Here is a 24756-nt window from a genome sequence, read left to right on the forward strand (position 1 = left end):
ACATGACGACGCTCGGTGACCTGGTCTCGCTGCTGCACGGTTGGTACCCGCCCGCGACCGCGGAGTCCTGGGACGCCGTGGGCCTCGTGTACGGCGACCCGGCGGCGCCGGTGCGCAAGGTGCTCTTCGCGGTCGACCCCAGCCCGGAGGTGGCGCACGAGGCCGCCGAGTGGGGCGCGGACCTGCTGGTCACCCACCACCCGCTCTTCCTCAAGCCCGTGCACGGGTTCGCCGCCACCACGCCCAAGGGACGCACCCTGGCCACGCTGGCCGGCGCCGGTTGCGCGCTGCTGGCCGCGCACACCAACGCCGACCAGGCGATCGGGGGAGTCTCCGAGGCGCTGGCCCACGCGCTGGGCCTGACCGGGCTGAGCCCGATCATCGCGGCCGACGCGGACGCCCTCGACAAGATCACCACCTACGTCCCGCGCGGCGACGCCGAGCGGGTGCGTGAGGCGCTCGCCGCCGCCGGGGCGGGCGCGATCGGCGACTACGACCACTGCTCGTTCAGCACGCCGGGCGAGGGCCGCTTCCGGCCGCTGCCCGGCGCCCAGCCGGTCGTCGGCTCCGTCGGCGGGCTCGAGGTCGTCGACGAGGTGCGCGTGGAGGCCGTCCTGCCGCGCTCGCGGCGCGGCGGCGTCGTCACCGCGCTGCTGGCCGCCCACCCCTACGAGGAGCCCGCCTACGACGTCGTCGAGCTGGCCGACCCCGGGCTGGCCGAGACCGGCACCGGCCGGGTCGGGGACGTCGCGCCGACCACCCTGCGCGGCTTCGCCGAACGGGTCGCGGCCAGCCTGCCGCAGACCGCGCACGGCGTCCGGGTCGCCGGCGACCCCGATCGCGTCGTACGGCGGGTGGCGGTCTGCGGCGGCGCGGGGGACTTCCTGCTGGACCGGATGGCCACCAGCGACGTGGACGTCTACCTGACCAGCGACCTGCGCCACCACCCCGCCTCGGAGTTCGTCGAGAAGGGCGGGCCGGCGCTGGTCGACGTGGCGCACTGGGCCGCGGAGTGGACCTGGCTGCCGGTGGTGGCGGCTCGGGTGGCCGCGGCGCTGGGCGAGGGCGGTGCGGGGGATACGGTGGAGACCCGCGTGAGCACCCTGCCCACCGACCCGTGGCGGTTCCGGCTGTGAGTCGCCGACCCGCCCGCCACCACCGTGCCACCCCCTGATCGAGGAGCCGACGCTGAAAGCCGACCCGTTCGCCCAACTCAAGCTGCTCGACGTGCAGGAGCTCGACGCCCGCATCGCGCGGCTGACCCACCAGCGCCGCACCCTGCCCGAGATCGCCGAGATCGCGGAGCTGCAGCAGACGCGCACCGGGCTGGACAACCAGGTCCGCGACGCCCGGATCGTGGTCGACGACCTGAGCGTGGACCAGAAGAAGGCCGACCGTGACGTGGAGCTGGTCAAGACCCGTCGACGCCGCGACAGCGAGCGGATGGACCAGGGGCTGATCACCAACCCCAAGGACCTCGCCCGGATGCAGACCGAGCTGGTCTCCCTGGACCGCCGGATCAACAGCCTCGAGGACGAGGAGCTGGAGATCATGGCGCGCCTGGAGGACGCCCAGCGCGACCTGGACCGCCTCACCGGTGAGCTGGCCGTGATCGACGAGCGGCTGGCCGAGCTGGCCGCGGCCCGCGACGAGCGGACCCGGGAGATCGACGCGGACCTCGAGGCCGTGCGCTCCTCGCGCGCCGCCGAGGCCGAGGGCCTCCCCGAGGACCTCGTGACGCTCTACGACAAGCTGCGCGAGAAGCACGGCGGGGTCGGCGCCGCGGCGCTGCGGGCCCGCCAGTGCGGCGGCTGCCGGCTGACCGTGGACGCCGCCGAGCTGGCCGTGATCAAGGCGGCGCCCTCCGACCAGGTGATCCGCTGCGAGGAGTGCTCGCGCATCCTGGTCCGCACCGACGAGTCGGGCCTGTGAGCGCTGGCTCCGGCCAGGGTTCGGGACTGCCCACGCACGAGGCCGTCGTCGTCGAGGCCGACGGTGGCTCCCGCGGCAACCCCGGCCCCTCGGCGTACGGCGCCCTGCTCAAGGACGCCCGCACCGGTGCGGTGATCGCGGAGGCGGCCGAGACGCTGGGCGTCGCGACCAACAACGTCGCGGAGTACTCGGGCCTGATCGCCGGGCTCAAGCTCGCCGAGCAGTTCGCCGCCGGGGCGCAGGTCGAGGTCCGGATGGACTCCAAGCTGGTCGTCGAGCAGATGTCGGGGCGGTGGAAGATCAAGCACCCCTCGATGCGGCCGCTGGCCGAGCAGGCGCGTCGACTGGCGCCGCCCGGCACGACGTACACCTGGATCCCGCGCGCCAAGAACAGCCACGCCGACCGGCTCGCCAACGAGGCGCTCGACGGCAAGCGGAACGGGATCACCGCCGCCGGGATCGACCCCGACCAGGGCCTCGACGACCCCGAGCTCTCCGACCCCGACACCCAGCCGGCACGCGGCTGGGCCGCCACCGGCGACAAGCCGACGACGGTGGTGCTGGTGCGCCACGGCGTCACCGAGCACACCTCGGCCAAGCGGTTCTCCGGAGGCCTCGGCGGCGACAACCCCGGTCTCAGCGACGAGGGCCGCGCCCAGGCCCGGGCCACCGCCGAGTGGCTGGCGCCGCTGGTCGAGGACATCGACGCGATCGTCTCCTCGCCGGTGCGGCGCACCCTGGAGACCGCACAGATCATCGCCGACTTCCTCGACGAGGGCGCCCCGCGCGAGGTCGAGGTCGAGCCGGGGTTCGCGGAGATGGAGTTCGGCACCTGGGACGGGCTGACCTTCGCCCAGATCGCGCGTCGGCACCCGAGCGAGCTGGACGCCTGGCTCGGCTCGATGGACGTGGCCCCCGGCGGCGGCGAGTCGTTCCGCACCGTCGAGAAGCGGGTCCTGGCCGGGCTGCACCGGCTGCTGACCCGCCATGCCGGCAAGACGGTGGTCGTGGTCAGCCACGTCACCCCGATCAAGACGCTGGTGGCCGACGCGCTGCGCGCACCGCTGGAGTCGGTCTACCGGATGGAGCTCTCGCCGGCGTCGGTCACGGTGCTGTCCTACTTCCTCGGCGGGCACGACGGCGACGAGTCGATGGCATCGATGCGCCTGTACAACGCTCGGCCGGCGGACCACCCCGCCCTGAGATAGTCGTCACAGCGGGGCGCCGATGCCGAGCGCTCGGCGCCCCGTTTGTCCGTGCCGCGCCGGGGAATCGTGAGGTGCCACATCCCCTACCGACAGGCGGCGCCATGGACCGGATCCTCGACCCGTCGGAAGGGGCAGCGGCGGCGTCGCCGGCCACGGTCCGCGTCCGTAGGACCTTCGACGACGGCCCGCCGCCGATGCCGCAGATCGACGCCGACCCCCGCAAGATCGGGGCAGTCAGCGTCGCGGTGGCGCTGGCCGCCGCCGCCGAGGCTCACCCCACGGCGACCCCGGCGCAGATGGCCTCCCTGGCCGGCGCCGCGCTCGCGGACCGCTTCGTCGGGGACTCGCCACCCCGGGCGGCGGCGGAGGTGGGCGAGATCTTCCTCGAGGCCCACCGCGTCCTGGGCGGGCGGGCACGGCTGGTCTCCGTCGCGGAGGATGCCGTCGAGGTGATGGTGCTCGATTGCCCCCTGGGAGCCTCCGGCCCGGGCAGCGAGACGCTGTGCCACGTGGTGAGCGGTCTCGCCGGCCGGCTGGGCGCCCGCCTCAACGGAGTCGCCACCGTCGCGCTGGAGCGGCCCATCGAGGGCGAGACGGGGGAGTGTCACCTGCAGATCTGGCTCGGCTCCCGGGGCCAAGAGGAGGGCGAGACGCACCGCTGGCCGCCCACCGCTGCCCGGCACGAGGGCCCGACGCCGCACCTGGACCTCTCGCTCAGCCTGCCCCGGGAGAGCGTGAGCGTGCCCGTGGTGCGCCGGCTCGCGGCCCAGGCGCTCCAGGCCTTCGGGGTCGTCGACTCCGACATCGACGACGTCCAGCTCGCGATCACCGAGGCCTGCGCCAACGTGATCGACCACGCCATGGAGACCGACACCTACGACGTGAAGGTCGAGCTGGCCGCCGACCGGTGCGCGATCATCGTCGTCGACAGCGGCAGCGGCTTCGACGCGAGCTCGGTCCCACGCACGGCCGAGGAGTCGGCCGAGGCGGGACGCGGGCTCACCCTGATGCGGGCGCTGGTGGATCGGCTGCACTTCCGCGACGAGCCGCAGTCCGGCGCGGTCGTGCACATGGTGAAGTCGCTGTCCTACGACGCCACGCATCCGCTGTGGCAGGGCTCCGAGGGCTGAGCGGCCCTCAGACGTCGCCGACGACCACGTCGAGCTGGGTGCCGCGCGGTCCGGGGGTGCCGAGCTCGACCACCCAGCCCAGGTCGCGCAGCACCTCGGCGAGCGCCGCGGGGGTGCGCGGCGCGCGGCCGTCCTCCATCAGGGCCCGCACGATGCGGCCCTTGGTCGCCTTGTTGAAGTGGCTGACCACCTTGCGGACCCCGTCGACCTCGTGCAGCACCCGCACCGTCGCCACCCGCGCCGCGAGCTCCGGCCCGGGGCGCCAGAACGCGGCGTACATCCCGGAGCGCAGGTCGACCAGCAGGCCCTCGCCGAGCGCCTCGACCGCGGCCGCGCCCAGGTGGGCGCGCCACAGCGCCGCCACCGAGCCGACGCCCGGCAGCGTCGCGTCGCCGGAGAGCCGGTAGGCGGGGATCGCGTCACCGGGACGGACGAGCCCGAACAGCGACGAGGTGACCGCGACCCGGGCACCGGCCCGGCGCTTGGCTGCGGTCGAGAGCGTCGCGAAGTCGAGCGCCTCGTAGAGCACCCCGGTGTAGACCTTGTCGGCTCGAGCGGTCGGGGCCTCACGGAGCTCGGCGTTGCGCTGCACGAGGTCCAGCTGGGTCGCGCCCAGACCGAGCACCTTCGCGGCCTCCTCGGTGGGGCCGTCGCACAGCTTGACCAGGGCGTCGAGGACCTCCTGGCGAGCGTCGGTGAGTCCCGGGAAGCCGAGGGTGTCGAGGGCGAGGGGGCGGCCCCGGCGGGGCGCGGCCTTGCCCTCGCTGGGCGGCAACAGGATCAGCACGACCGACAGGGTAGGCGGTGCGGCCGCGCGGCCGGCGGCGTGGGTCGAGTGGAGCGCAGCCTGCGTTTTGTTACCCAATTGTGGGGATCCTTTACCTTCCTGGTCGATGAGCGCGGCCTACCCGCGGGTAGAGAAAGGGTCCACGCCGTACCCGCACCGCTAATTCCTCAGGACCCGCCATGACCTGCCCCTCATCCACGTCCCTGTCCACCATGCTCGAGTTCCTCGAGGCCCGCGCGCGTGAGGACGAGGAGGCGGCCTGTGCCGACGGGTCGGCCGACCTGGTCCTCGTCGACGGCAGCCGGATCACGCTGGCCGGCGTGGAGCGGGTCCGCAGCCAGGGCGAGGACCCGCGCACCCACCGTCGCCTGCACGCGCTGCAGATGCGCGCCGAGCTGTACGCCGACCACCCCGACTACCGCGAGGAGTGGCGCCCCGGCACGCGGCGCGCCGAGGCTCCTCGATCGCGGGCACGGCGCCGCCAGGTGGCGGACCACGCCCGGGACTGATTCGGCGCCGCTTCTGGTGCCCTTCGGGGTCCCGGTCGCGTTACCGTGATCAGGGTGGCTGCCACGACCGGCGGCGTCCGTGTTCTAGGAGCGGCATGCAGGAGTCCTCGGGCGAGCTCGAGGGGGAGGGCTCGTCTCCGGCGTGGGACGAGATCTCCTTCGACGAGCTCATGCGCATGGCAGGTCAGCAGGTCGACGGCGCCACGAGCGGCGAGGGCCGCTGGCACTCGCTGGTCGACGCCCTCGCCACCCTGGGCGCGGACCTGTCGCTCGCCCAGCTGCTGGACCACGTGCTCGCGGTCGCCGCCGACCTCACCCGGGCCCGCTCCGCGACGCTGACGATCGCCGACGGCGCGGTGGGGCAGCGGGTGCTGGCCAGCCACGGTCCCGCCGTCGACGAGGTGGCGCGCATCCGGGGCGCGGCGCAGACACCGCACCCACCCCGGCGCCCCTTCCTGCGGGTCCCGCTCCGGCTGGCCGAGAAGGTCCTCGGCACGCTCCACCTCACCGCCGCGCCCGGCGGCGGGTTCGGCGACGAGGACGAGCAGCTCGTGGCCGCTCTGGTCGCGGCCGCGGTGGTGGCGATCGACCACGCCCGGCTGCGCGAGGACGCGCTGCGCCGCGAGCGCTGGCTGGCGGCCGCTGCCGACCTCGCCACCGCGGTGCTCAGGCCCGACGCCGAGGACGTCGCCCTGCAGATCGTGGCGGACCGGGCCCGCGACCTGGCCGGGGCCGACGTCGCCTGGCTGGTCACCGGCCCCGACCCGGCCCACCTGCGGCTCCAGGTGGTCTCCGGTCTGCCCGCGCAGCCCGACGCGATGTCCGGGCTGGACTTCAGCAGGTCGCTCTCGCGCTGTGCCGCCGCCTGCGGGCGCCCCCTCGCCGTGAAGCGGCTGTCCGAGCACCCGCGTGCCGTCGACGTCAGCCGGGCCCTGGGCGGAGAGCCCGTCGCCGCCGGGATCGGCGTGCCGCTGCGCAGCGCGATCGGGTTTGAGGGCGTGGTCACGCTGGGCTGGTGCGCCGACGCCGACGCCGACGCCGCCGCGGCCGTCCGCCCGCCGGACGCGGCGCTGGTGGCGCTGCTGGCCGAGCAGGCGGCGCTGTCCCTGCACATCGCCCGCACCCGTCGCGCCGCGGAGAGGCTGGCGGTGCTGGAGGATCGGGACCGGATCGCCCAGGACCTGCACGGCCTGGTCCTGCAGCGGCTGTTCACCATCGAGCTGGAGCTGCAGGGCACGGCGTCCCTGCACGACCACGTGGAGATGGGACGCCGCCTGGGCCAGGCGATCGAGGAGATCGACACCACGATCCGCGACCTCCGCGCCGCCGTGTTCGGTCTCCGCTCGGCGCCTTCGACTCGGCTGGGCGAAACCGGCCGGGAGTAGCCTCGAAGAGCGACCTCCGCTCGGGAAGGACCCACCATGCGCCGCACAGCCTCGACCCTCACCGCCGCCCTGATCCTCGTCCTGGGAGCCTCCGCCTGTGGCGAGGACGACTCCGTCAGCGACAGCGAGCGCGACCGCGCCGGAGAGGTCGCCCTCGAGGAGGTCGGCGAGGGCCGCGTCACCGAGGTGGAGAAGGGGGACGGTGACGACCCCTACGCCTACGTCGTCGAGGTGACGCTCGACAACGGCGAGGACGTCGAGATCCAGCTCGACGAGGACTACGAGGTGCTCAACCCCAGCAGCTGAGGGGCGTGCCTGCTCAGAGACTGGCCTCCCAGCCGTCGTAGTCCCCGCCGTGGTGGGCGGCAGCGACCGCCTCGAAGAAGCTGCGCGCCCTGTCGACCGTCTCGGAATCGACGACCGCGCCGTGCGCCTCCGCGATCACGATCCACTCCGGACCGCCGCCGGCGGACCGGTCCACCCGTTGCAGGCCCCAGCCGGCGGTGCTGATCTGTGCCGCGGCGGCGCGGGCCGCGTCTTCGCCGGCGAAGTAGAGGTAGTGGATCCAATGCCGCCCGACGCTCGGCTCGCTGGGCGGAGCGGGCGGCTCGATCACCGGCTTCCTCCGGAAGATGCCCATGGCTCACTCTCCCATGGCTCCGAGCCGCTGGGGGTGGCGACCGTTCGGAAGGAAAACACGTCGGCGCCCACGCCTGGAGCAGCCTGGCGGGGCTCGCGTTTTCCTTCTGAACGGTCGCCCACCAGCCGTCCCCCGCGCGGCCCGGCGGCACCGTGATTGCGGGCCGGGAAACCTGCGGCGATAACATTCGCGCTCCGCCCAGAGAGGACCCCGCATGGCCACTGATTACGACGCATCCCGCAAGACAGAGGACGAGCAGAAGGAAGAGAGCCTGGAGGCTCGACGCCTCACCTCGGGCGAGCAGGACAAGACCTCGGGGAAGGTGGACGAGGACGAGGCCGAGCTGGCCGAGTCGTATGAGCTTCCGGGCGCGGATCTCTCCCACGAGACGCTCTCCATCGAGGTCACGCCGATGCAGGCCGACGAGTTCACCTGCACCGGCTGCTACCTGGTCCAGCACGGGTCGCGGCGCTCGGCGCCGGGCTCGGACCTCTGCAGCGACTGCGACTAGCACGACAGCGAGCCCCAGCTCAGCGCATTGCCCGTGAACGCGCCACGGATCGAGCGGAGGTAGGGACGGCCTCACGCTCAATCCGGGTCCGCGCTGCGGTGCGTGAGGGCCGCAGGAACGTAGGCTCGCGCGTGCCGCACCCGCACCGAACGCAGACCGAGGAGGCGCCGTGCCCCACGCCGCAGATCGATTCCGCACGATTCTGCCCGGATCGGGCCGCGCGGCCCTCGGGGCCACCCTCGCCGGCGGGGTGCTGACCGGCCTCGCGTCGGCCCCCGACCGGATCGGGCGACTCTTCCGTCGGCGCTTCCCGACGGTGGCCGTCACCGGGATGACCGGGGTCGGCAAGACCCAGCTCGCCGATCGGCTCGCGCGGCGCACCTCCGGTGACGGGGTGGCCGAGGTCGGCTCGGCGGTGATGGAACGGCGCACCCGGCGCTCGGCCCGCCTGCACGGCTTCCGGTTCCTGGTGGTGCCCGGCGACAACGCGGCGACGCGCCTGGGTGCCCTCGACGAGGTCTTCCACGACGAGCCCGTGGACGGGGTGATCCACGTCGTCGCCAACGGCCACGCCACGCCGCGGCGTACCGCGGGCACGACGGGGGTCGCGGTCGCGACCCGCGAGGAGCAGCTGGCCGCGGAGCTCGAGGACTGGGCGATCACCGCGCACCGGATCGCCTCGATGGCGGTACGCCGCGACCGGCCGATCTGGCTGGTGATCGCGGTGACGAAGGCCGACCTGTACGCCGACGAGCTGGACGAGGTCGTCCGCTACTACTCCCCGGGCAGCGGCTCGCCGTTCGGCGACAAGATCGACGAGCTGCGGGCGCTGGCCGGCGGCGCGAGGCTCTCGGTCGACGTGCTCCCGGTGTCCAGCCAGGGCGGCGACCGGCACGCGGCCATCTCCGCCAAGAGGGCCGGCGCGATGGTGGATGCGCTCGCGGCTCGGCTGGAGCAGCTCAGCGGGCAGGTCTGAGCGGCTTCGGCGGCTTCGGTGGCCTCGCCCGGGCGCGCTCGACCGCCGGGCCCACCCAGGCCCCCAGCGCGTCGGCGTCCGGAAGATCGGCCGCGGGGACCAGCACCACGCCGCCCATGGTGCGCGCCCCCATCATCGCCGGGCGGGCGCCTTGGGCGAGTGCCTCGTGGACTCCGTCCACGCCGACATGGACCATCAGGTCATCGGCGCCGGTACCGACGGCCATGTGGGTGTTGACGGTCCAGCACAGGCCACCGAACATCTTGATCTCGCGTATGCCGTCCGCCCCGGCCGCCACGAGGACCGCGGCCCGGATCCGCTCGGCCAGGCTCTCGTCGTAGGTCATCGGGAGCCTGTGTCCTCACTCGCCCGGCGCAGCGTCGTAGGCGGGATCGTGGGAGGACACCTGGCGCGCCCGGGCCAGGTGCCCGCCCAGGTAGGAGCCGACTCCCGCGATCGTCGCGCCGGCCAGCGCGAGCCGCGCCCCGGCGCGCTGCCGGCCCCGGCGGCGGGCGGTCCAGGACGCCGCGTAGGTGAGGACCGCGGCGGCGTTGGTGGCCGCATGCACCACGCCGACCCGCTGCTCGCGCGGGCCGGCACTCGACCACTCGGCCCACCCGGTCCAGGCGGTGGGAACGACGAACAGCAGGCCGGTGCCGACGAGTCGCCGCGCCGCCGCCGCTGACCCGGGTCCGCCGAACAGGTCCAGCACCGTGGCGGAGGTCCAGGTGCCGAGGACGACGTCGGTGAGCGCGGGATGGACCGCGTGCCCGAGCCAGTCGCCGCGCAGCACCGAGCCTCGCGTGCCCGTCCCGAACTCGGCGCGGATCGAGGGCTCGATGGCCTGTACCGCACGGTCGAGGGCCGCGGTCTCCTCGAGGCGCAGCGTCCAGCGAACGATGGCCGGGGGACGTTCGATCGAGCTCATCGGCTTCTCCTCGCGCACGGCGCCGTTCCGATTCACGGTGCCCTGCACCACCGCATCGGTCAACAGGGAAACAGCCCGTCCCGTTGCGATGACTTTCCGGCCCGCCCGGGGTCAGGCTGAGGAGAGGGCGAGATCGGCCCGCGGGGGGACCACGCCGCGAGGAGCCGAGGAGGCAGCCTGAGCCATGGAGGACACCGACCCGATCATGCTGCTCGCGACCATCGATGCGGTCACGCGCGAGGTCATCGGCGGTGAGCTGCGCCGTCGCTATGGCGGCGACTACGAGGTGGTCGTCTGCGCGAGCTACGCCATGCGCGCGATCCTCGAGGGGCTGCGGCGCTGGCAGCGGGCGGTCGCGCTGGTCATCGGCTTCCACGGGCCGTAAGCCCAGCCGGGTCAGGCGTCGGCGAGCACCCCAAGGACGGGCGCACCCCAGCGCTGGAGCTTCTGCGGGCCGATGCCGACGATGTCGAGCAGCTGGTCGGGGTTGCTCGGGTTCTGCTGCGCGATGCTGAGCAGGGTGCGCTCGTTGAGGATCAGGAACGGCGAGAGGCTGAGGTCGCGCGCCTGGTCGGAGCGCCACGCGTGCAGGGCGCCGTAGCGGGCCTGGGCGTCCGCGTCGAGGTCGCCCAGGACGAGCGGTGCGGGGGCCGTGGTCTTGCGGGTGCTGCGCTTGCGGCTGCGCTTGGTGCGGCCGCGACGACCACGGCGGCGGGAGGCGCGGGCGGCGCGCGGTGCCGCCCGCGCGGCCGGCGCCGCGGCCACCGGCGTCTCCTTGCGCAGCCGGAGGCTCACCTCGCCGTCCAGGAGCAGCGCCGAGGTGTCGGTGAGGTGCAGCGTCTGCCGGCCGCGGACGTCGCAGGAGAGGTAGCCCTGCGCCACGAGCTGGCGGACCACGGCGCGCCACTCCTGCTCGGTGGTGGGGGAGCCCTCCCCGCGCAGCAGCTCGATGAGCGGCTCGACGCCGAGCACCTGCCGGCTCTGCGCGAGCCGCGCCACCGCGGTGAGCAGCTCCTGCGCAGGCACGGTCGCGTCGTAGTCCTCGGGCGGGCTCGTGCAGGTGTCGCAGTTCCCACAGGCGGTCACGGTGAGCTGACCGAAGTAGGTGAGCAGCTGGGCGCGCCGGCAGCGCATCGTCTCGCACAGCGCGAGCATCGCGTCCAGGTTCGCCGTCTGGACCTTGCGCTGGGCGGCGCCGCCGGGGGAGCGGGCGATGAACCCGCGCAGCCGCACCGCGTCCGCCGCGCCGTACGCCAGCCACGCGGTCGCCGGGGCGCCGTCGCGGCCCGCGCGGCCGGTCTCCTGGTAGTACCCCTCGACGGACTTGGGCAGGTCGAGGTGCGCGACGAACCGGACGTCGGGCTTGTCGATGCCCATCCCGAACGCGATCGTGGCCACCACGACGAGCGGCGACTCACGCTGGAACCGGGCCTGGGTCTCGGCGCGCACGGCCGTGGGCAGGCCCGCGTGGTAGGGCAGCGCCTCGATGCCCTGGCGGGTCAGGAAGGCCGCGGTCTCCTCGACGGAGCGGCGCGAGAGGCAGTAGACGATGCCGCTCTCACCGGCGTGCTCGCGGGTCAGGAAGTCGAGGATCTGGGCATGCGGATCGGTCTTCGCGACGATCCGGTACTCGATGTTGGGGCGGTCGAACGACGCCACGAACCGGCCGGCGTCGTCGTCGCCCAGGCGGAGGTCGAGCCGGTCCGCGATCTCGGCGGCCGTCGCGGTGGTGGCGGTCGCGGTGAGCGCGATCCGGGGGACGTTTGGGAACTGCGCGGTCAGCCGCGAGATCGTCAGGTAGTCGGGCCGGAAGTCGTGCCCCCAGGACGCGACGCAGTGCGCCTCGTCGATCGCGATCACGCTGATCGGGGCCCGGCCCAGCAGCTCCAGCGTGCCAGGGGCCGCCAGCCGTTCGGGGGAGAGGTAGAGCAGGTCGAGCTCGCCCGCGCCGTACGCGCGGACGACCTCGTCGCGCTCGGGTGGCGTCAGCGCGGAGTTCCAGAACGCCGCCCGCACGCCGAGCGCCGCGAGCGCGGCGACCTGGTCCTGCATCAGCGAGATCAGCGGCGAGACCACGATCCCGGTGCCGGGGCGGACCAGCGCCGGGATCTGGTAGCACAGCGACTTCCCGCCGCCGGTAGGCATCAGCACCAGGGCGTCGCCGCCGGCCGTGACGGTGTCGACGATGGCGGCCTGTGGACCGCGGAACGCCTGGTGGCCGAAGGTGGTCCTCAGGACCTGGAGCGGAGTCAGGTCGGGGCGGCGCACGGGGTCTACCGTCTCGTATCGTCGACCCGGGACGGCGGCCGCCCCTCGGGCGGCCTGCATCTGGGCAGGTCAGCGGCGTGAGGAGGAGGGACTGGCCAAAGCAGCCCTCGGATCCCTCGTGGCACCCGAGGCCGCAGGTGGCGAACCAGATCCTCGTGTCATCCTGCGTGAATGAATAGGTCCGGTGCCTTGATCGCCGCAGTCACTCTCATGCTCACCATCCCGGCAGGGATTGCCTCGGCTGAGGTAGTTACTCGTGAGGACAGGTTGAACGACGCTCCGGCCGGGATTGACATTAAGAGCGCGCGATACGTGCATACGTCCGAAAAAGTCGCGGTCACGGCCCAAGTTCCGGGGCTTCGGCGGAATGGGACTGCCTCGCTCAGCATCTCGCGCTTCGAGATATTCGAGGCTGGTTATGTCGTCGAGATCAGCAAGAGACGGGGACGAGCAGCACGCACCAAGCTCCTCTTTTTCGACCACTTCGATGCGGCCCCGCGTCGCTGTCGAGGTGTCGAAGGTACGTGGGAGCAGGCGCGCATTCGGCTCGCCGTTCCCACTCGCTGTCTGCGGGGACACCGAGAGCCGGAGATCTTCGTTCAGTTCGGCATCAGTGACGGCCGCCGCATCGACCGAGCACCGGCCGTACGCCGACTACAGCGTGACTGATTCGGAGCGCGTACGAGGCCCCTCAGGGTGGCGGGGCCCGGCAGGATGCAGGCACTGTCGGGCGCGTGAGACGTACGCTGACAATCATGACCGTCCGGGTTAGTCGGGTGTTGCAGCACAGCGTCTGGGCGAGCCTCGTCAGCGATGACGCCCAGGCCCTTCGCGGTTGGCTGCTCCAACTCGGGTTCGCCGAAGACCTTCTGATTCCCGGTGAGCGTGTGGATGCCATTCACCACTGCCAGCTCGACTGGCCCGAGGGTGGGCGGATCCTGCTCTCAAGCACCGGTGAGCGACCCACACCGTGCAGGCCGGGGACCGCCTCGCTGCACGTGGTGACCGCAGATCCAGACGCGGTGTTGGCTCGCGCAATTTCACTGGACGCGAGAGTCGTGCGCGAGATCGTCGACCAGACCGACTATCCGTCGCGCGACTTCACGGTGGCTGACCCCGACGGCAACCATTGGACCTTCGCAACGTTCGCAGGCTAGGCAACACGGCAGGGGCGTCGCCGACTGATCGACTGCGCGGCTCCACGCTGATTCGCGGTGAATAGACGCTGTTTGATCCGCATCGTGCCAGGCAGACCTAAGGTCGTGACGTGAGAGAACTCCCCGTCCTCGATGCGACTGACCAGCGCATCCTCGGCAGCCTGCTGGAGAAGCAGACGACCGTGCCCGCCACCTATCCCCTTTCCGCGAACGCACTGATGTCGGCGTGCAACCAGACGAGCAGCCGCGACCCCGTCACCGACCTCGACCAGCAGATCGTCGAACGGACCGCGAAGTCGCTCAAGGAACGCGGGCTGCTGCGGATCGTGTGGTCCGACACCGGGCGCCGGACACTGAAGTACCACCAGATCCTCGACGAGCACCTCGCCCTCGAGCCCGACGAGCGGGCGCTGCTCACGGTGCTGCTGCTACGCGGCGCGCAGGCGCCGGGTGAGTTGCGCACCCGCACCGAGCGCTTGCACCGGTTCGCCGACCGGGGCCAGGTCGAGGAGTGCCTGCACCGGATGGCGAGCCGCCCGCAACCGCTGGTACGCGAACTCGAGCGCCGGTCGGGCCAGCAGGATCCTCGCTGGATCCACCTCCTGGGCGCCGTGTCGGAGCAGAACTCAGGCGAAACGGCCCGAGCTGGGAGTGCCGACCCGTCACGCATCCGCGTCACGCAGATCATCGCCGACCTCCACGTACCCGACCTCCCCGCCTCCAGGGGCTTCTACAGCGACTACCTCGGGTTAGCCGAAGAGGAGTTCAACCTGGGCTGGGTGGCCCGCCACACGTCGCCGGTATCCAGGGCGACGCTCCAGGTGATGACCAGCGATGCCACCGCGCCCGTGGACCCCGTGGTCTCGGTCATGGTCGACGACGTCGAAGCCGCCTACCGCCAAGCACAGGAGCGCGGGTACGAGATCGTGCATCCCCTGACAACCGAGGCATGGGGCGTGACTCGCTTCTTCGTCCGCGCTCCCGATGGCAACGTGCTCAACGTCGTTCAGCACCACGCAAGCTGAGGGCCTTGGTCGTCCGCGGCGGATAGACGCCTCTTCGGGGACACGTGAAGCCGGCCCGCGGACATGCCATTCGACGGGCGCTAGGACTCGATTGGTTGGCGGCGATCGCCATGACCACCTTGGCGGGCTTCGGCAAGGAGAGATGCCGCGTGGTCATACCCGAAGGATCGGCTGCCCCGTTTCGCGTGCCGCAATCGGGTCATGACGCCGTACGTCAAGCAGCCCTACCGTCGAGCAACACTTCGGGAGGAGCAACAAAGGAAGGGCGCCGTTGTATTCATCTGCATCGCTATCGGAGTCGCACTAGTCCTCGTAGACATCGCCGATTGGGCGGTGACGAAGTTCAAGTCGGCGCCAACGGTTTCGATCACCGACGCAGCCGGGACGAAGATCGATCTACCCGGGAGCGACGTGATCAAGGCGCTGATCGACAAGGCGCCGAGGGTCGGCGCGGCACTGGCCTTCTTCATCCTCGGGTCGGTGCTCCAGGGCTGGCTCGCGCTCACCGCCACGGTAGGCGACTGACCCAGCGCGTCAGCTAGCCGCGGAGAGAGTGTTCTTCCTTTCCTAGGACGAGACCAGCAACGGTGCCACCGCGCCGGCTCGCGGTGGCTTGACGCACCGGCTGGAGCGCCGCGTGGGCCAGACAAGTCGTAGCTCGCCGCCTACCCTGCTGGGGCGGGGCTCTGCAGGGCCCCAAGGCGGGAGCGGCGAAGTGAGAGCTGTCATCTATGGCCAGTACGGCGGTCCTGAGGTGCTCCGCATTGAGGACGTGCCGTTGCCGTCGCCCGCCGCCGGTCAGGTGCTGATCAAGGTCGCGGCGACCTCGATCAACCTCAGCGACTGGGAGTGCCTGCGTGGCTCGCCCGTCTATGCGCGGATCGGTGGCTTGCGTTCTCCGGCGCGCCCGACGCTCGGCTCGGACATCGCCGGCGTGGTCGAGGCGATCGGCGAGGGGGTGACCCGTTTCCGCGCTGGGGATGAGGTGTACGGCGACAACCTCGCGCTCAAGGGCGGCTTCGCGGAGTATGCCGTGGCACCGGAGTCGGTGTTGGCCCGTAAGCCGTCTGCGTTGACGTTCGCGCAGGCCGCGTCCGTCCCGCAGTCGGGAGCGATCGCCTGGCAAGGGACCAGCTGGGCCCGGTCAGGGTCGCGGGTGCTGATCAACGGGGCCGGCGGAGGCTCGGGGGCGTTCGCCATCCAGCTCGCGAAGCGGGCGGGCGCCCACGTCACCGGCGTCGACAACGGCAAGAAGCTGGACTTCATGCGGTCCCTGGGCGCCGACGACGTGGTCGACTACACCGCGGACGACTTCACGCGCCTGTCCCAGCCCTTCGACCTGATCCTGGACCTGGTCGCGCATCGGTCGGTCTTCGCCTACCGGCGCGCGCTGAATCGTGGGGGCCGCTACCGGTGTGTAGGTGGGTCGGTCGGCACGTTGCTCCGGGTGCTCACCGCCGGTTCGGCAGTCGGGCTCCTCAGCCGCCGCTCCATCGGGGTGCTCGCCGTGAAGGGAGGCCCGGTCCGCTTCCAGCCGCTCGCCGAGCGGTGCGCTACGGGGGAGATAGTGATTCCCATCGACCGGACCTTCTCGCTCGAGGAGGCCCCTGCCGCGCTCGCGTACGTCGGAGAAGGGCAGTCGCTCGGCAAGGTCGTGATCGTGCCGTCATAGAGTCGCTGCGCAGATCCGCTCGCTCCGGTCAGTTCTTGTTGTGTCCGAGTGATCGCGCGTGAAGCACGTCCTTCCAGTACGACTCCCGCTCCAGGACGTGATCGTCACCGGTCCGCATGGACCAATACTCCAGGAGCGCGAACCGCATGTTGGTCCGGTAATACTCCTCGCCCTTCTCGTCGACGAGTTCCTTCAGGCCGACGTTGCCGCCGTGCAGCGTGGCCGCGTACGTCGCCCACCGCTGCCAGACGCCGGTGTCCCCGTAGGCGGAACCGACGTACCGCTGCCCGGTCTCCTTGTCGTGGATGACGTAGACGCCCTTCATGCTCTCCAACGCGATTCGCCAATCGGCCCGGGCCTGCGCGACGACAGCCTGGAGGTCGGCGAGGCTGTGGTTGATTCGGTCGTGTCCCGGGAAGGGGTCACCGGTAAACGGCTCTTCCAAGATCGATGAGACGGTCATCGTGGGCAGCACCGACTCCATCGTGCGTCGGATGTTCCTACCGGTCCGCTTGTGGCGGATATAGAGACGGCGCATGAACGGACCCATCAGGTCCTCACGGAGCGCCACGGTGTACGAATGCGCCTGCTGCTCGGGTCGGCGTTCTAGGACCTCCCAGATCCCGCCGAAGAGCCAGAGGCTCGCGTCGTGCTTGTCCTGGGCGAGCGAGAAAATGAACTCGCGGTTGAAGTCGTCCTTCCCGCTACGCCAGGAGTTCCAGCCCTGCCACTCCTCTTGGTTGCTCGCTAGGACGTCGATCGGGTGCTTGACGCCGTTCCAGACTGCGAAGTGGACCTTGAAGGCGGTCGGGTCCAGCCCGGCGGGGAGGAGCGCGGCGAGCGGGATGGCTTCCATGGATGGACCATAGGCAGGCCGCGTCATATAGCGGGCTCGCACGCGCCGGGCGGTCATGTGGACATCGGCCTGCATGAGCGGACGTTCGGGGTGTCGCCCGCGGGCGGCGCTAAGTCGCACCAGGCATACGCGGATCGCGGCAGATCGTGCGTCTTGCGCTGCTGAGCGCGGAGTGCGGCGCCTTCCGGGGAGGCACTGGTTAGAGCGAGGCCGGGACTTCACTCAGCCTTAGTTCTCGGCTCTGCCGAGGACCCCTCTGCGCCTTTGTTACCGCTGAGATGACCGCACGAGGACAGTACCTGAAGCGATGCGTAACACGGCCGGATCTCGGCAGAACCGCGCGGCCGGCAGACGGCGCTTAGACGCACCAGGCATACGCGCGGATCGCGGCTGCGGACGTTGATGCAAGCTGAGCGACGGGCGAGCTACGCGCCTCGATCTCCACGAGGACGGGCAAGTTGCTCGACGATCTCACGTCGGCTCGGCCCCGTGTGTGGGTGCATCAGGAGGCCCTCGACGACGAAGGCGCCGATTCGGTTCATCGCGTCCAGGTCGGCCTCTGCTACGCCGACTCCGCGGAAACCTTTGGCCATCAGCGAGTCCATGAGGTCGTGGAAGCTCTTGTGCCAGGCCTCGATGGCGGGCGAGGTGGAGGCTCTGGCGTGGACGTCCGTGACGAGCCGGTTGTACTGGTCGAGCTGCTCGACTGCCCACAGCACCTGGTCGACCCAGGGCTCGCCGGCGTGGAGGGAAGCGGCCGCCAGCGACTCGCTGAGGAGGTGGTCGAGTACGCCGACGAGAAGCGCGTCCTTGTCCTTGAAGTACCAGTAGATCGTGTTCGTCGTGACTCCGGCGCTTGCTGCGACTTTGGCCATGGAGGTGTTGTCGTAGCCGGCCTCGGTGAACAGTCCTGCTGCGGCATCGACGATCTCGGCGCGCTTCACCCCGGGGTCCTGCTGGCGGCGGTTTCGAGGCATGGGTCACCTTATCTTGACCGCGGTTCAAGAGTCGGCGAGGCTCTCTTGCGCGCCATTCAAGACGAGCCAGGAGAGCCAGTGCCAGAGCCGTCCGATCTCCCGTTCACCACCTCGGAGCAGACATTCCGATCCGAGGGGACCGCGTGCGCGGCCCGCGTCTATCGCCCAAGCGCACACCCCTCGGCTGCGGACGACCCCAGGCCGGTCATCGTGATGGGTCACGGCTTCGGCGGTGTCCGGGCGCTGCGGCTCTATGCCTATGCCGAGCGCTTCGTCGCCTCCGGCTACCTGGTCGTGGTCTTCGACTACCGCGGGTTCGGGGAGAGCGAGGGCAGTCCCCGACAGGTGCTGGACGTCGCCATGCAGCTTCAGGACTGGCGGTCCGCGCTAGGCTTCGCCCGCGCACTGCCGGGTGCCGACCCCGAGCGGCTCATCGCGTGGGGCACCTCGTTCGGCGGTGGCCACGTCCTCACCCTGGCGGGACAGGGAGAGAGGCTAGCCGCGATCATCGCGCAGGTCCCGCACGTCAGTGGTCCCGCAGCGGTGCGGGCGACGGGCATCGTCGCGGCTCTGCGTCTCCTGCGCCCAGCTGTGCTCGACCAAGTCGCGGCATTGCGCCGACGAACTCCTGTCTACGTCGAGGCCGTGGGTGAGCCCGGCACGACCGCCGTCATGACCACCCCCGACGCCGCGCCAGGTCTCGCCCGGCAGATCGAGGCATCAGGTCTCGTCGAGGATGACTACCCCGCCTACGTCGCAGCCCGGGTCACTCTCAAGATCGGCCTCTACTCGCCAGCCAGGTATGCAGATCGCGTGACGTGCCCCGCGCTGGTCCAGATCGCCGCCCACGACACCGTCACGCCCCGCCCAGTGGCCGAGAGAGCCGCCGCCAAGATGCCCCAGTCGACCGTGCGCGTCTACGACTGCGGGCACTTCGACCCCTACGTGGAACCCCACTTCGAGCAAGTGGTGAGCGACCAACTGGACTTCCTGCGCGGCCAGGTCCCGGTGCGAGGCCTCCACTGAGGGCAAGGCAGGCCGTCCGCTCATCCTCAGATCCGTGCGTCCGACTCGCGGTGGAAGGACGCGGGTCGCACGATCGCGGCAGTAACGTCGCCTCATGCAGATGGAGTCGGCCGACGCATGGTCGGGATGGGCATCAACGCTTCTCGGCGCAGTTCTGGGGGCCCTTACTGTGTTACTTGGCGTGCTCTTGGCGTACCGGTACGGCGAGCGCTCCCGCCGCGACGAGCTGCGAGAAGTCGACGCACGGAAGGCAGCGGACGAGCGCGCTGCCGCCGCTGCTCAGCTCATGGTCGAAGTCAGCAATCTTCGCGACGATGTCTGCGGACGTAGGAGGGGCTTGGCGGGCACGGCAGTGCTGTGGCGCATGCGTAATGCGTTGTTCACTACCTACGTGCCACTAGGCCGCTATCCCAGCTATCGCGTGGTCCACGACTTCTACGACACGTCCCTCGCTTGGCGGCAGTGGGTCCGTGATTCGCAGTTCTTGGTGACGGCGGACGAGTTGACGTCCACGTATCCAGTCGTGCAGGGATACCAGAAGGCGCTCGCTGGCTATGGCGACGGGGTGATCAAGGTTTTGCAGGACCACCTCGAGGATCCCGCGCTCACATTTGTGCCGCCCGCTCTACCTACGCTGCCGCAGTTGCCCAGGCCTTAAGCCAGCCGACCGCGCCGGACCAAAGCGATGCGCCGTTACCCGTGCTACCGGTGTCGGTTGTGGTGGACTGTGAAGCCGTGTGTTTGCGCGAGGCACGGACTGCGGCGATGGCGAGGGCGCGGACAGGCACACCACACCGGCAACAACAGGGTCGTTACGGCCACAGGCGGTGGTAAGACGCACTGGCGCGTTGAGCCCCTCGAAGACGTATCAGCGAGAGCGAGCCCGTACCCAGATCCGACGGGTGTAGGCAGGCGGTCGGAAGGACGGCCCACAGCGGTGGATCGGTAGCGACTTCACTCTCGGCGCGTCCGTGCACACTAGCCGTCATGACGACGTTTGAGTGGCTGACTGTTTGTGCCGGCATCGCGACAGCGATCGGGACGTTGGGTCTTGCTGTATTCGCCTTCACGGCCTTCCGAGCCTCGGTCGCACAATTGAAGTTGCTCGCAACCGACAGTGCTCGACAGACCCGCCCTTACGTGAACATCGATCTCGCCCCAGGGCTTCATGGAAATGGATTCTGGGACATCACCATCGAGAACGTTGGCCGCTCGATCGCGCGCAACGTCCGCATCGATGCCGGGCCGCTCGCGGCACGAGATGCGGACGATCACATCAGCGAGCGCTTGTCCCAGTTCTTGTCGCGATCCCACACGCTTCCGCCAGGTGCGCGACGTCGCGTGATGTGGCGGATGGAGGGAGATCCTGGGCGGACGGTCGCGGGTGCTGACTCCGATGTGAATGTGACCGCCACTTACAACGATGTCGGGGGGACCGAGTACTTCGACCAGTTCGAAGTTGTGACAGAGGGATACGGGCCCGTGGCGCCCTCCCCGTCAACAGGAAGCAAGATCTCGAGTTCGAGCCTCACCAAGTCCGAAGAGAGTCTGGCGAACATTGACCGGGCGCTGCGCACTCTGAACACCCACGTTGGAATGCTCCGGCAGTAGGCCGAGCATGCAGACGCGGAATGGGCTAGGTCGTGCTGGCATCGATTCATGCAGCAGACCCGGTGTCGGAGGAGTCCTGCAAGGTGACTCTCAACTAAATCGAGGGGAGCAGAGAGTGCATTCGCGCAGCCAAGAGGTGAGGAAGCCGTGAGGCGGGCCGAACAGATGGACCAACTACGCGAGGGAGTGGTCGGACTCCTGGCGCCAGCGACGGAGCCGCCGCAGGATCGGCTCCTCACCGGGCTGATCAAACTGGGCGCAGACGCCGTCGTCGCAAAGCTGGTCGCCGACGATGAGGCGTTCGATAACGAGAGGCTCCCGATCGACGCCGTCGCCGTCGGCGGAAGCACGGAGGCGGGTGACATCCTGCTCGTCGATATCAGGACTCGAGGAAACGGTGCGGGCCAGCTCAAGGTCGCCAAGTACGCAGCGCACGGGGTGATCGTCGACCTCGACCTGGAGCTGGTCGACGCCGACAAGGTCGTCGCGGTGCAGTTCGCCTACCACGGTCTGCACAATTGGCTTCCCGACCAGATCTACCGGGACGACCCGCTCATCGAAGACGGCAAGCACGTTGGCTGGAGCGCCGAGCTTCGCTACGCCGAGGGAATCACCGTCCCACTCGACGACGGATTCACCCTGCGCTTGAGCACGGGTTGGAGCGTGGGGGGTGGGTTTGATCGTCGGACCTTCGCCACCCCGCTCATTGCCACCGTCGAGTCCTCTGATCGACGCAGCATCCACGACCACATCGGTCGGCTCGACGCCGTTCACGCGCTCCTCAACATCGCGCACCGCGAGCGGGTTCACGCGTTCGGGGGTTCCGCGAGATTGACTGCAGACTCGAGTTGGAGCGGCTTCTGGGAGACATCTTTCATGTCGGCAGACGGTTCGCACGACGTCGCGCACTTCTTCCCCCACATTGGCCTTGACCAACTCGGCGGCCTCGGGTCGGTTGCTAGGTGGGTCGAGATTGTGCGGAGTCATCGGCGCGCGGTGACCCCGGTCGTGCGGCACGTGCTCGAGCCGAACCAGACCCCAGAGGCTCGGCTTCTCTCGACGGCAGCCGCCATGGAGTCGTGGGTAGCGGCGCACCGACGGGGCCACGACTGGGCGAAGAAGGTCAAGGACGAGGACCTGCCCGGTGCAATCGTCCGTATAGTCGATCCATCCTGGGGCGACTGGATCGGTGACTCGAACGTCTGGCTGAGCAAATTCTGGGCGTCGTACAACCACGTGAAGCACCAGCCCGAGGATGACCTTGACCCCAACCTCGTAAGTGCGCTCGAAATCACCGGTCGGTGGCTACTGACCGCCGCGATCCTGGACAAATGCGCGGGCACCACGCAGCCGAGCCGGCACCTCTTCGGTACGTCACTGGGGGTTCTTGGAGGCAACGTGCGCGAAGTTCTTGGAACATCTCGTCCATGAACTGGCTACCAGACGGGGCTACGGAGCGACGACGAGGGATGTAACGCGGTTGAATGATGCGGCCCTAACCCGTCGGTGCCAGACGGGGTAACCCGGCCGGCGGTTGTTCAAACGCCACCGCCTAGGGCCACGATGTAGTCCCTCGCCCAGTCGGTTGCACGAACTAGCCTGCACCGGGACCTACAAGGAGTGATCGATGGCGAAGACGCGGGTCCACGAACTTGCGAAGGAGTTCGGCGTTGAGTCGAAGACGATCCTCGCGATGCTCAAGGACTTGGGCGAGTTCGTTAAAAGTGCATCATCTACCGTCAATCTTCCGGCTGAGATGCGCCTCCGGAAACATCTCGCTGAACGCGGATTCGACCGGGTAAGCAAGACGGGCGCCGTGCCGTCGGTGGCAGGTGCTCCGTCCCCGCCGCCAGCGACATCCCCACCGGAGAGCGATTTCGCACGCCGGACGGCGGCACGCGAAGCTGCGACACATGCTGCTGTCAGACGGACAGGCGTGCCGGAGCCCAGGGCCAGCAGCCGCGCGCCTGAACCAAGGGCACCTCAGAAGGGAGATCCGCGGGCCACCGCATCGTTGCCGCAGACTCTTGTGTCCCCTCCCAACCTGCCGGGATCGGCGGCCGGTGCCCAAGCACCTCGGACGGTAACCATTCACTCCTTGTCCAGCGATCGCGATGTCCGGACAGTCCTGCGGGAGTGCAAGCGAGCTCAGCGCGACGGCGAGCGCTTGTTGTTCGATCTCTCGGACGCGAGTGGGTTCTATCCGAGTATTGCTGTTCCGGCGGTGGCCATCGTCCAGCACTTTCGACGCGAGGGCGTCTCGGTTGACTTGGCGAACATGCCCCGAATCGCGGACACGATGAGACTGCGGAATCCACTCGAAGCTAGTAGGACGAACCTCGACGATCTGAACGAACCCTTGTCGCGTATATGGGTGTACTTCGACCACCATCAAGCAAGCGCGTTGACGACTGCCTTCATGGATTGTATTCGGCGGAAGGTCGAGTGCCGGGAAGGCGTTCTGGAAGCGCTGGAGTGGTGCCTGATGGAGGTCCTTGACAATGTCACCCAGCATTCGAAGTCAGGCGCCGGATTCGCGATGCTTCAAATCCATGCCAGCAGCAAACGCCTAGCAGTTTGTGTGTCGGACACGGGCATCGGCGTCCAACGCTCCTTAGCGTCGTCAGCAAAGTACAAGCCCGCGACCTCCTTCGACGCTTTAACCCTCGCGGTGAGAGAGGGAGTTACGCGCGATGACAAGACTAACCAAGGTAATGGCTTGTTCGGTCTAGTAAAGATCCTCGAGCAGAACGGTGGCCGGATGAACCTTACGTCTGGCAGGGGTCGGATGCTCCTCGAGGGTGACCGATTCTCAGGAGCCAACGATCAGGAGTTTGTTGGGCCGGACAATCACGGAACGACAGTCGATTTCCAACTCCAGATCGACAAGCCGGTGAGTCTTGGGGATGCGCTGAACTACAGCCCCACGAACATGTTTCTGGAGAGCTTGGAGTCGGATGACGGTGAGCACGTAATCAGCATCCGAAACCAAGCGGGAGGTTCGGGGAGTCGAAAAGCCGCCCGCGAACTGAAGACGCTCATCGTGAACGTGCTGAACGATGGAGTACCGCACGTGGTCTTGGACTTCGAAGGTCAGGCGGTCGTCTCTTCGAGCTTCGCCGACGAGGTGATCGGCAAGATGTTCGCGGAGATGGGGTTCAACGTCTTCAACCGGCGCATCAAGTTGGTCAATATGAACGCCACGGTCAGCTCGCTCGTGGACAGGGCGATCGCATTGCGGTTGAGCCAGGGTCCGGCTTGAGCGCCAGTTGCGTCATAGTGGGCGATATGCGTGGGTGACCAAGGCGCCACGCAGGTCGTCCCAGCACGCCCCCCATCCGATTGCGGGTGATAGCGATCGAAGTCCCAGCCCGTCCACACATGCCAACGAGCGTGCGGCGGCCTACAGTCCACAGATGCGTCGCACCGCCGCCATCCTCGTGATCGTGCTGTCGGCACTCGCGTTCGCAGCAACCGCTGTAACCGCGCCCGTGCTGTGGCTAGCGATCGACGAGACTGCTGTACCGCCCGCGACGGATGCGCCGCCCCTTCCCGATGGGTTCGCCGCCACCGACCCGAGGGTGAACTGCGCTTCCGGTGGTTGCTGGCGCGAATGGACCGTCAGCGGGCCGCACGCCTGGTCGGCGGCGGAGGTCGCCGCAGGCATCAACAGCACAGGTGAGAGTTGCGCCGCCCGGAGCCTGCTCGATCGTCGAAAGGTGTGCTCAGGTCTGGAGGTCGTCGGCGACGAGGTCCGTCTCTTCCTGAGGTTCGACAGGCCGCTGGACTGACCGGTCATGGTGCCTCGGCAGCCGCACGCCTCGAGGCCGCGATCCTCAGCCCGATCGCGGTGACGGTGAGGACGGCGCACAGGGTGAAGGACGTCCAGGCGGTCGGTGTCACCCAGGACGGGACGAGGTCGTGCTCTGCGTTGCAGGGGTTGGTGAACGTCCACCACGGCGCGTCCACGTGTGCGGCGTAGTAGTCCACGTCGAAGGGCACGCCGGCGTCCAGTTCGCACGTCTCCTCGACGTCCCAGACCCCGTTCTGCTGGAGGAAGCCGTAGGCGTAGGTCACCAGGAACACTGCGGCCGTGCAGGCGGCGGCGACGGAGGAGGCCCGGCGCGTGGTCCGCAGGGGCGTGGTCGACATCGGGCC

The 24756-nt window shown here is 69.6% G+C and carries 28 protein-coding genes; 20 read left to right on the forward strand and 8 right to left on the reverse strand.

Going from position 1 to position 24756, the window contains the following annotated elements; genetic code table 11:
• Positions 1-2 precede the first annotated feature (2 nt).
• The 4 genes from AC6EH9_RS16235 to AC6EH9_RS16250 all read left to right on the forward strand — a co-directional run bounded on the left by AC6EH9_RS16235 (position 3) and on the right by AC6EH9_RS16250 (position 4270).
• Complete coding sequence (locus AC6EH9_RS16235; protein ID WP_498424532.1) at positions 3-1136, forward strand: Nif3-like dinuclear metal center hexameric protein; 1134 nt, start codon at positions 3-5, stop codon at positions 1134-1136.
• A 91-nt stretch (positions 1137-1227) separates the two neighbouring features.
• Positions 1228-1932: a zinc ribbon domain-containing protein gene (locus AC6EH9_RS16240; protein ID WP_498424533.1), complete on the forward strand. Its 705-nt coding sequence runs from the start codon at positions 1228-1230 to the stop codon at positions 1930-1932.
• A complete protein-coding gene (locus AC6EH9_RS16245; protein WP_498424534.1) occupies positions 1929-3140 on the forward strand; it encodes a bifunctional RNase H/acid phosphatase in 1212 nt (403 codons plus the stop codon). The genes AC6EH9_RS16240 and AC6EH9_RS16245 overlap by 4 nt, the downstream gene beginning before the upstream one ends.
• A gap of 101 nt (positions 3141-3241) precedes the next feature.
• Entirely contained in the window at positions 3242-4270 is a 1029-nt protein-coding gene (locus AC6EH9_RS16250) for an ATP-binding protein (RefSeq protein WP_498424535.1), read from the forward strand.
• A 7-nt stretch (positions 4271-4277) separates the two neighbouring features.
• On the opposite strand, the gene yaaA is transcribed toward AC6EH9_RS16250, so the two are convergent.
• A complete protein-coding gene (gene yaaA, locus AC6EH9_RS16255) occupies positions 4278-5057 on the reverse strand; it encodes a peroxide stress protein YaaA (RefSeq protein WP_498424536.1) in 780 nt (259 codons plus the stop codon).
• A 179-nt stretch (positions 5058-5236) separates the two neighbouring features.
• Between yaaA and AC6EH9_RS16260 the strand changes: the two genes are divergently transcribed.
• From AC6EH9_RS16260 to AC6EH9_RS16270, 3 genes are all read left to right on the forward strand, one after another.
• Positions 5237-5566 carry a DUF6221 family protein gene (locus tag AC6EH9_RS16260; RefSeq protein WP_498424537.1) on the forward strand — a complete coding sequence of 110 codons (330 nt, stop codon included), beginning with the start codon at positions 5237-5239 and terminating at the stop codon, positions 5564-5566.
• A gap of 95 nt (positions 5567-5661) precedes the next feature.
• Positions 5662-6951 carry a sensor histidine kinase gene (locus AC6EH9_RS16265; protein WP_498424538.1) on the forward strand — a complete coding sequence of 430 codons (1290 nt, stop codon included), beginning with the start codon at positions 5662-5664 and terminating at the stop codon, positions 6949-6951.
• A gap of 36 nt (positions 6952-6987) precedes the next feature.
• Positions 6988-7257, forward strand: coding sequence for a PepSY domain-containing protein (locus AC6EH9_RS16270; RefSeq protein ID WP_498424539.1), 270 nt, complete (start codon positions 6988-6990; stop codon positions 7255-7257).
• Between the two features lie 13 nt (positions 7258-7270).
• On the opposite strand, the gene AC6EH9_RS16275 is transcribed toward AC6EH9_RS16270, so the two are convergent.
• On the reverse strand, positions 7271-7591 hold the full coding sequence (locus tag AC6EH9_RS16275) for a ribonuclease E inhibitor RraB (RefSeq protein WP_498424542.1): 321 nt from the start codon (positions 7589-7591) through the stop codon (positions 7271-7273).
• Between the two features lie 214 nt (positions 7592-7805).
• Here AC6EH9_RS16275 and AC6EH9_RS16280 point away from each other — a divergent pair, with 214 nt between their 5' ends.
• Positions 7806-8102 carry a DUF4193 domain-containing protein gene (locus tag AC6EH9_RS16280; RefSeq protein WP_498424544.1) on the forward strand — a complete coding sequence of 99 codons (297 nt, stop codon included), beginning with the start codon at positions 7806-7808 and terminating at the stop codon, positions 8100-8102.
• Between the two features lie 169 nt (positions 8103-8271).
• Positions 8272-9078, forward strand: a complete 807-nt coding sequence (locus tag AC6EH9_RS16285) for a GTPase domain-containing protein (protein WP_498424546.1) — start codon at positions 8272-8274, stop codon at positions 9076-9078.
• Here the strand turns inward: AC6EH9_RS16285 and AC6EH9_RS16290 are convergent.
• Together AC6EH9_RS16290 and AC6EH9_RS16295 are read right to left on the reverse strand one after the other, a co-directional pair.
• The gene (locus AC6EH9_RS16290; protein ID WP_498424547.1) at positions 9062-9424 is read right to left on the reverse strand and encodes a TfoX/Sxy family protein; all 363 of its coding nucleotides are present in this window, start codon (positions 9422-9424) and stop codon (positions 9062-9064) included. The genes AC6EH9_RS16285 and AC6EH9_RS16290 overlap by 17 nt on opposite strands.
• 15 nt (positions 9425-9439) lie before the next feature.
• Positions 9440-10006 (reverse strand): DUF2231 domain-containing protein, encoded by a 567-nt coding sequence (locus AC6EH9_RS16295; protein WP_498424548.1) that lies wholly within the window; start codon positions 10004-10006, stop codon positions 9440-9442.
• 184 nt (positions 10007-10190) lie between these two features.
• Here AC6EH9_RS16295 and AC6EH9_RS16300 point away from each other — a divergent pair, with 184 nt between their 5' ends.
• On the forward strand, positions 10191-10391 hold the full coding sequence (locus tag AC6EH9_RS16300) for a hypothetical protein (protein ID WP_498424549.1): 201 nt from the start codon (positions 10191-10193) through the stop codon (positions 10389-10391).
• A gap of 11 nt (positions 10392-10402) precedes the next feature.
• On the opposite strand, the gene AC6EH9_RS16305 is transcribed toward AC6EH9_RS16300, so the two are convergent.
• Entirely contained in the window at positions 10403-12274 is a 1872-nt protein-coding gene (locus AC6EH9_RS16305; RefSeq protein ID WP_498424551.1) for a RecQ family ATP-dependent DNA helicase, read from the reverse strand.
• Between the two features lie 755 nt (positions 12275-13029).
• Here AC6EH9_RS16305 and AC6EH9_RS16310 point away from each other — a divergent pair.
• The 4 genes from AC6EH9_RS16310 (at position 13030) to AC6EH9_RS16325 (ending at position 16128) form a co-directional block, all read left to right on the forward strand.
• Positions 13030-13431, forward strand: coding sequence for a VOC family protein (locus tag AC6EH9_RS16310; RefSeq protein ID WP_498424552.1), 402 nt, complete (start codon positions 13030-13032; stop codon positions 13429-13431).
• 110 nt (positions 13432-13541) lie between these two features.
• Positions 13542-14456 (forward strand): DUF480 domain-containing protein, encoded by a 915-nt coding sequence (locus AC6EH9_RS16315; RefSeq protein ID WP_498424554.1) that lies wholly within the window; start codon positions 13542-13544, stop codon positions 14454-14456.
• Between the two features lie 201 nt (positions 14457-14657).
• On the forward strand, positions 14658-14981 hold the full coding sequence (locus tag AC6EH9_RS16320) for a hypothetical protein (RefSeq protein WP_498424555.1): 324 nt from the start codon (positions 14658-14660) through the stop codon (positions 14979-14981).
• Between the two features lie 190 nt (positions 14982-15171).
• The gene (locus tag AC6EH9_RS16325; RefSeq protein ID WP_498424556.1) at positions 15172-16128 is read left to right on the forward strand and encodes an NAD(P)-dependent alcohol dehydrogenase; all 957 of its coding nucleotides are present in this window, start codon (positions 15172-15174) and stop codon (positions 16126-16128) included.
• A gap of 28 nt (positions 16129-16156) precedes the next feature.
• Here AC6EH9_RS16325 and AC6EH9_RS16330 read toward each other — a convergent pair whose 3' ends face one another.
• Both AC6EH9_RS16330 and AC6EH9_RS16335 read right to left on the reverse strand, forming a co-directional pair.
• A complete protein-coding gene (locus tag AC6EH9_RS16330; protein ID WP_498424558.1) occupies positions 16157-16984 on the reverse strand; it encodes a GIY-YIG nuclease family protein in 828 nt (275 codons plus the stop codon).
• Positions 16985-17409: 425 nt separating this feature from the next.
• Positions 17410-17928 (reverse strand): TetR/AcrR family transcriptional regulator, encoded by a 519-nt coding sequence (locus AC6EH9_RS16335; protein WP_498424559.1) that lies wholly within the window; start codon positions 17926-17928, stop codon positions 17410-17412.
• A 111-nt stretch (positions 17929-18039) separates the two neighbouring features.
• Here AC6EH9_RS16335 and AC6EH9_RS16340 point away from each other — a divergent pair, with 111 nt between their 5' ends.
• The 6 genes from AC6EH9_RS16340 (at position 18040) to AC6EH9_RS16365 (ending at position 24389) form a co-directional block, all read left to right on the forward strand.
• Positions 18040-18987, forward strand: a complete 948-nt coding sequence (locus AC6EH9_RS16340) for an alpha/beta hydrolase (RefSeq protein ID WP_498424560.1) — start codon at positions 18040-18042, stop codon at positions 18985-18987.
• A gap of 94 nt (positions 18988-19081) precedes the next feature.
• Positions 19082-19645: a hypothetical protein gene (locus tag AC6EH9_RS16345; protein WP_498424563.1), complete on the forward strand. Its 564-nt coding sequence runs from the start codon at positions 19082-19084 to the stop codon at positions 19643-19645.
• A 329-nt stretch (positions 19646-19974) separates the two neighbouring features.
• Positions 19975-20598, forward strand: a complete 624-nt coding sequence (locus tag AC6EH9_RS16350; RefSeq protein ID WP_498424564.1) for a DUF8453 domain-containing protein — start codon at positions 19975-19977, stop codon at positions 20596-20598.
• A 147-nt stretch (positions 20599-20745) separates the two neighbouring features.
• Positions 20746-22029 carry an ApeA N-terminal domain 1-containing protein gene (locus AC6EH9_RS16355; RefSeq protein WP_498424565.1) on the forward strand — a complete coding sequence of 428 codons (1284 nt, stop codon included), beginning with the start codon at positions 20746-20748 and terminating at the stop codon, positions 22027-22029.
• 196 nt (positions 22030-22225) lie between these two features.
• Positions 22226-23860, forward strand: a complete 1635-nt coding sequence (locus AC6EH9_RS16360) for a translation initiation factor IF-2 N-terminal domain-containing protein (protein ID WP_498424566.1) — start codon at positions 22226-22228, stop codon at positions 23858-23860.
• A gap of 154 nt (positions 23861-24014) precedes the next feature.
• On the forward strand, positions 24015-24389 hold the full coding sequence (locus AC6EH9_RS16365; protein WP_498424567.1) for a hypothetical protein: 375 nt from the start codon (positions 24015-24017) through the stop codon (positions 24387-24389).
• A gap of 4 nt (positions 24390-24393) precedes the next feature.
• Here the strand turns inward: AC6EH9_RS16365 and AC6EH9_RS16370 are convergent, their stop codons facing one another.
• On the reverse strand, positions 24394-24750 hold the full coding sequence (locus AC6EH9_RS16370; protein ID WP_498424568.1) for a hypothetical protein: 357 nt from the start codon (positions 24748-24750) through the stop codon (positions 24394-24396).
• Between the last annotated feature and the right edge of the window lie 6 nt (positions 24751-24756).

The sequence above is a fragment of the Nocardioides sp. Z21_20 genome, from assembly GCF_059766585.1.

Coding starts and splice junctions, on each gene's coding strand:
- AC6EH9_RS16235 (WP_498424532.1), top strand. CDS start 3: ATGACGACGCTCGGTGACCTGGTCTCGCTGCTGCACGGTTGGTACCCG.
- AC6EH9_RS16250 (WP_498424535.1), top strand. CDS start 3,242: ATGGACCGGATCCTCGACCCGTCGGAAGGGGCAGCGGCGGCGTCGCCG.
- AC6EH9_RS16260 (WP_498424537.1), top strand. CDS start 5,237: ATGACCTGCCCCTCATCCACGTCCCTGTCCACCATGCTCGAGTTCCTC.
- AC6EH9_RS16265 (WP_498424538.1), top strand. CDS start 5,662: ATGCAGGAGTCCTCGGGCGAGCTCGAGGGGGAGGGCTCGTCTCCGGCG.
- AC6EH9_RS16270 (WP_498424539.1), top strand. CDS start 6,988: ATGCGCCGCACAGCCTCGACCCTCACCGCCGCCCTGATCCTCGTCCTG.
- AC6EH9_RS16275 (WP_498424542.1), bottom strand. CDS start 7,591: ATGGGCATCTTCCGGAGGAAGCCGGTGATCGAGCCGCCCGCTCCGCCC.
- AC6EH9_RS16280 (WP_498424544.1), top strand. CDS start 7,806: ATGGCCACTGATTACGACGCATCCCGCAAGACAGAGGACGAGCAGAAG.
- AC6EH9_RS16290 (WP_498424547.1), bottom strand. CDS start 9,424: ATGACCTACGACGAGAGCCTGGCCGAGCGGATCCGGGCCGCGGTCCTC.
- AC6EH9_RS16295 (WP_498424548.1), bottom strand. CDS start 10,006: ATGAGCTCGATCGAACGTCCCCCGGCCATCGTTCGCTGGACGCTGCGC.
- AC6EH9_RS16300 (WP_498424549.1), top strand. CDS start 10,191: ATGGAGGACACCGACCCGATCATGCTGCTCGCGACCATCGATGCGGTC.
- AC6EH9_RS16310 (WP_498424552.1), top strand. CDS start 13,030: ATGACCGTCCGGGTTAGTCGGGTGTTGCAGCACAGCGTCTGGGCGAGC.
- AC6EH9_RS16320 (WP_498424555.1), top strand. CDS start 14,658: ATGACGCCGTACGTCAAGCAGCCCTACCGTCGAGCAACACTTCGGGAG.
- AC6EH9_RS16330 (WP_498424558.1), bottom strand. CDS start 16,984: ATGGAAGCCATCCCGCTCGCCGCGCTCCTCCCCGCCGGGCTGGACCCG.
- AC6EH9_RS16345 (WP_498424563.1), top strand. CDS start 19,082: ATGCAGATGGAGTCGGCCGACGCATGGTCGGGATGGGCATCAACGCTT.
- AC6EH9_RS16350 (WP_498424564.1), top strand. CDS start 19,975: ATGACGACGTTTGAGTGGCTGACTGTTTGTGCCGGCATCGCGACAGCG.
- AC6EH9_RS16360 (WP_498424566.1), top strand. CDS start 22,226: ATGGCGAAGACGCGGGTCCACGAACTTGCGAAGGAGTTCGGCGTTGAG.
- AC6EH9_RS16365 (WP_498424567.1), top strand. CDS start 24,015: ATGCGTCGCACCGCCGCCATCCTCGTGATCGTGCTGTCGGCACTCGCG.
- AC6EH9_RS16370 (WP_498424568.1), bottom strand. CDS start 24,750: ATGTCGACCACGCCCCTGCGGACCACGCGCCGGGCCTCCTCCGTCGCC.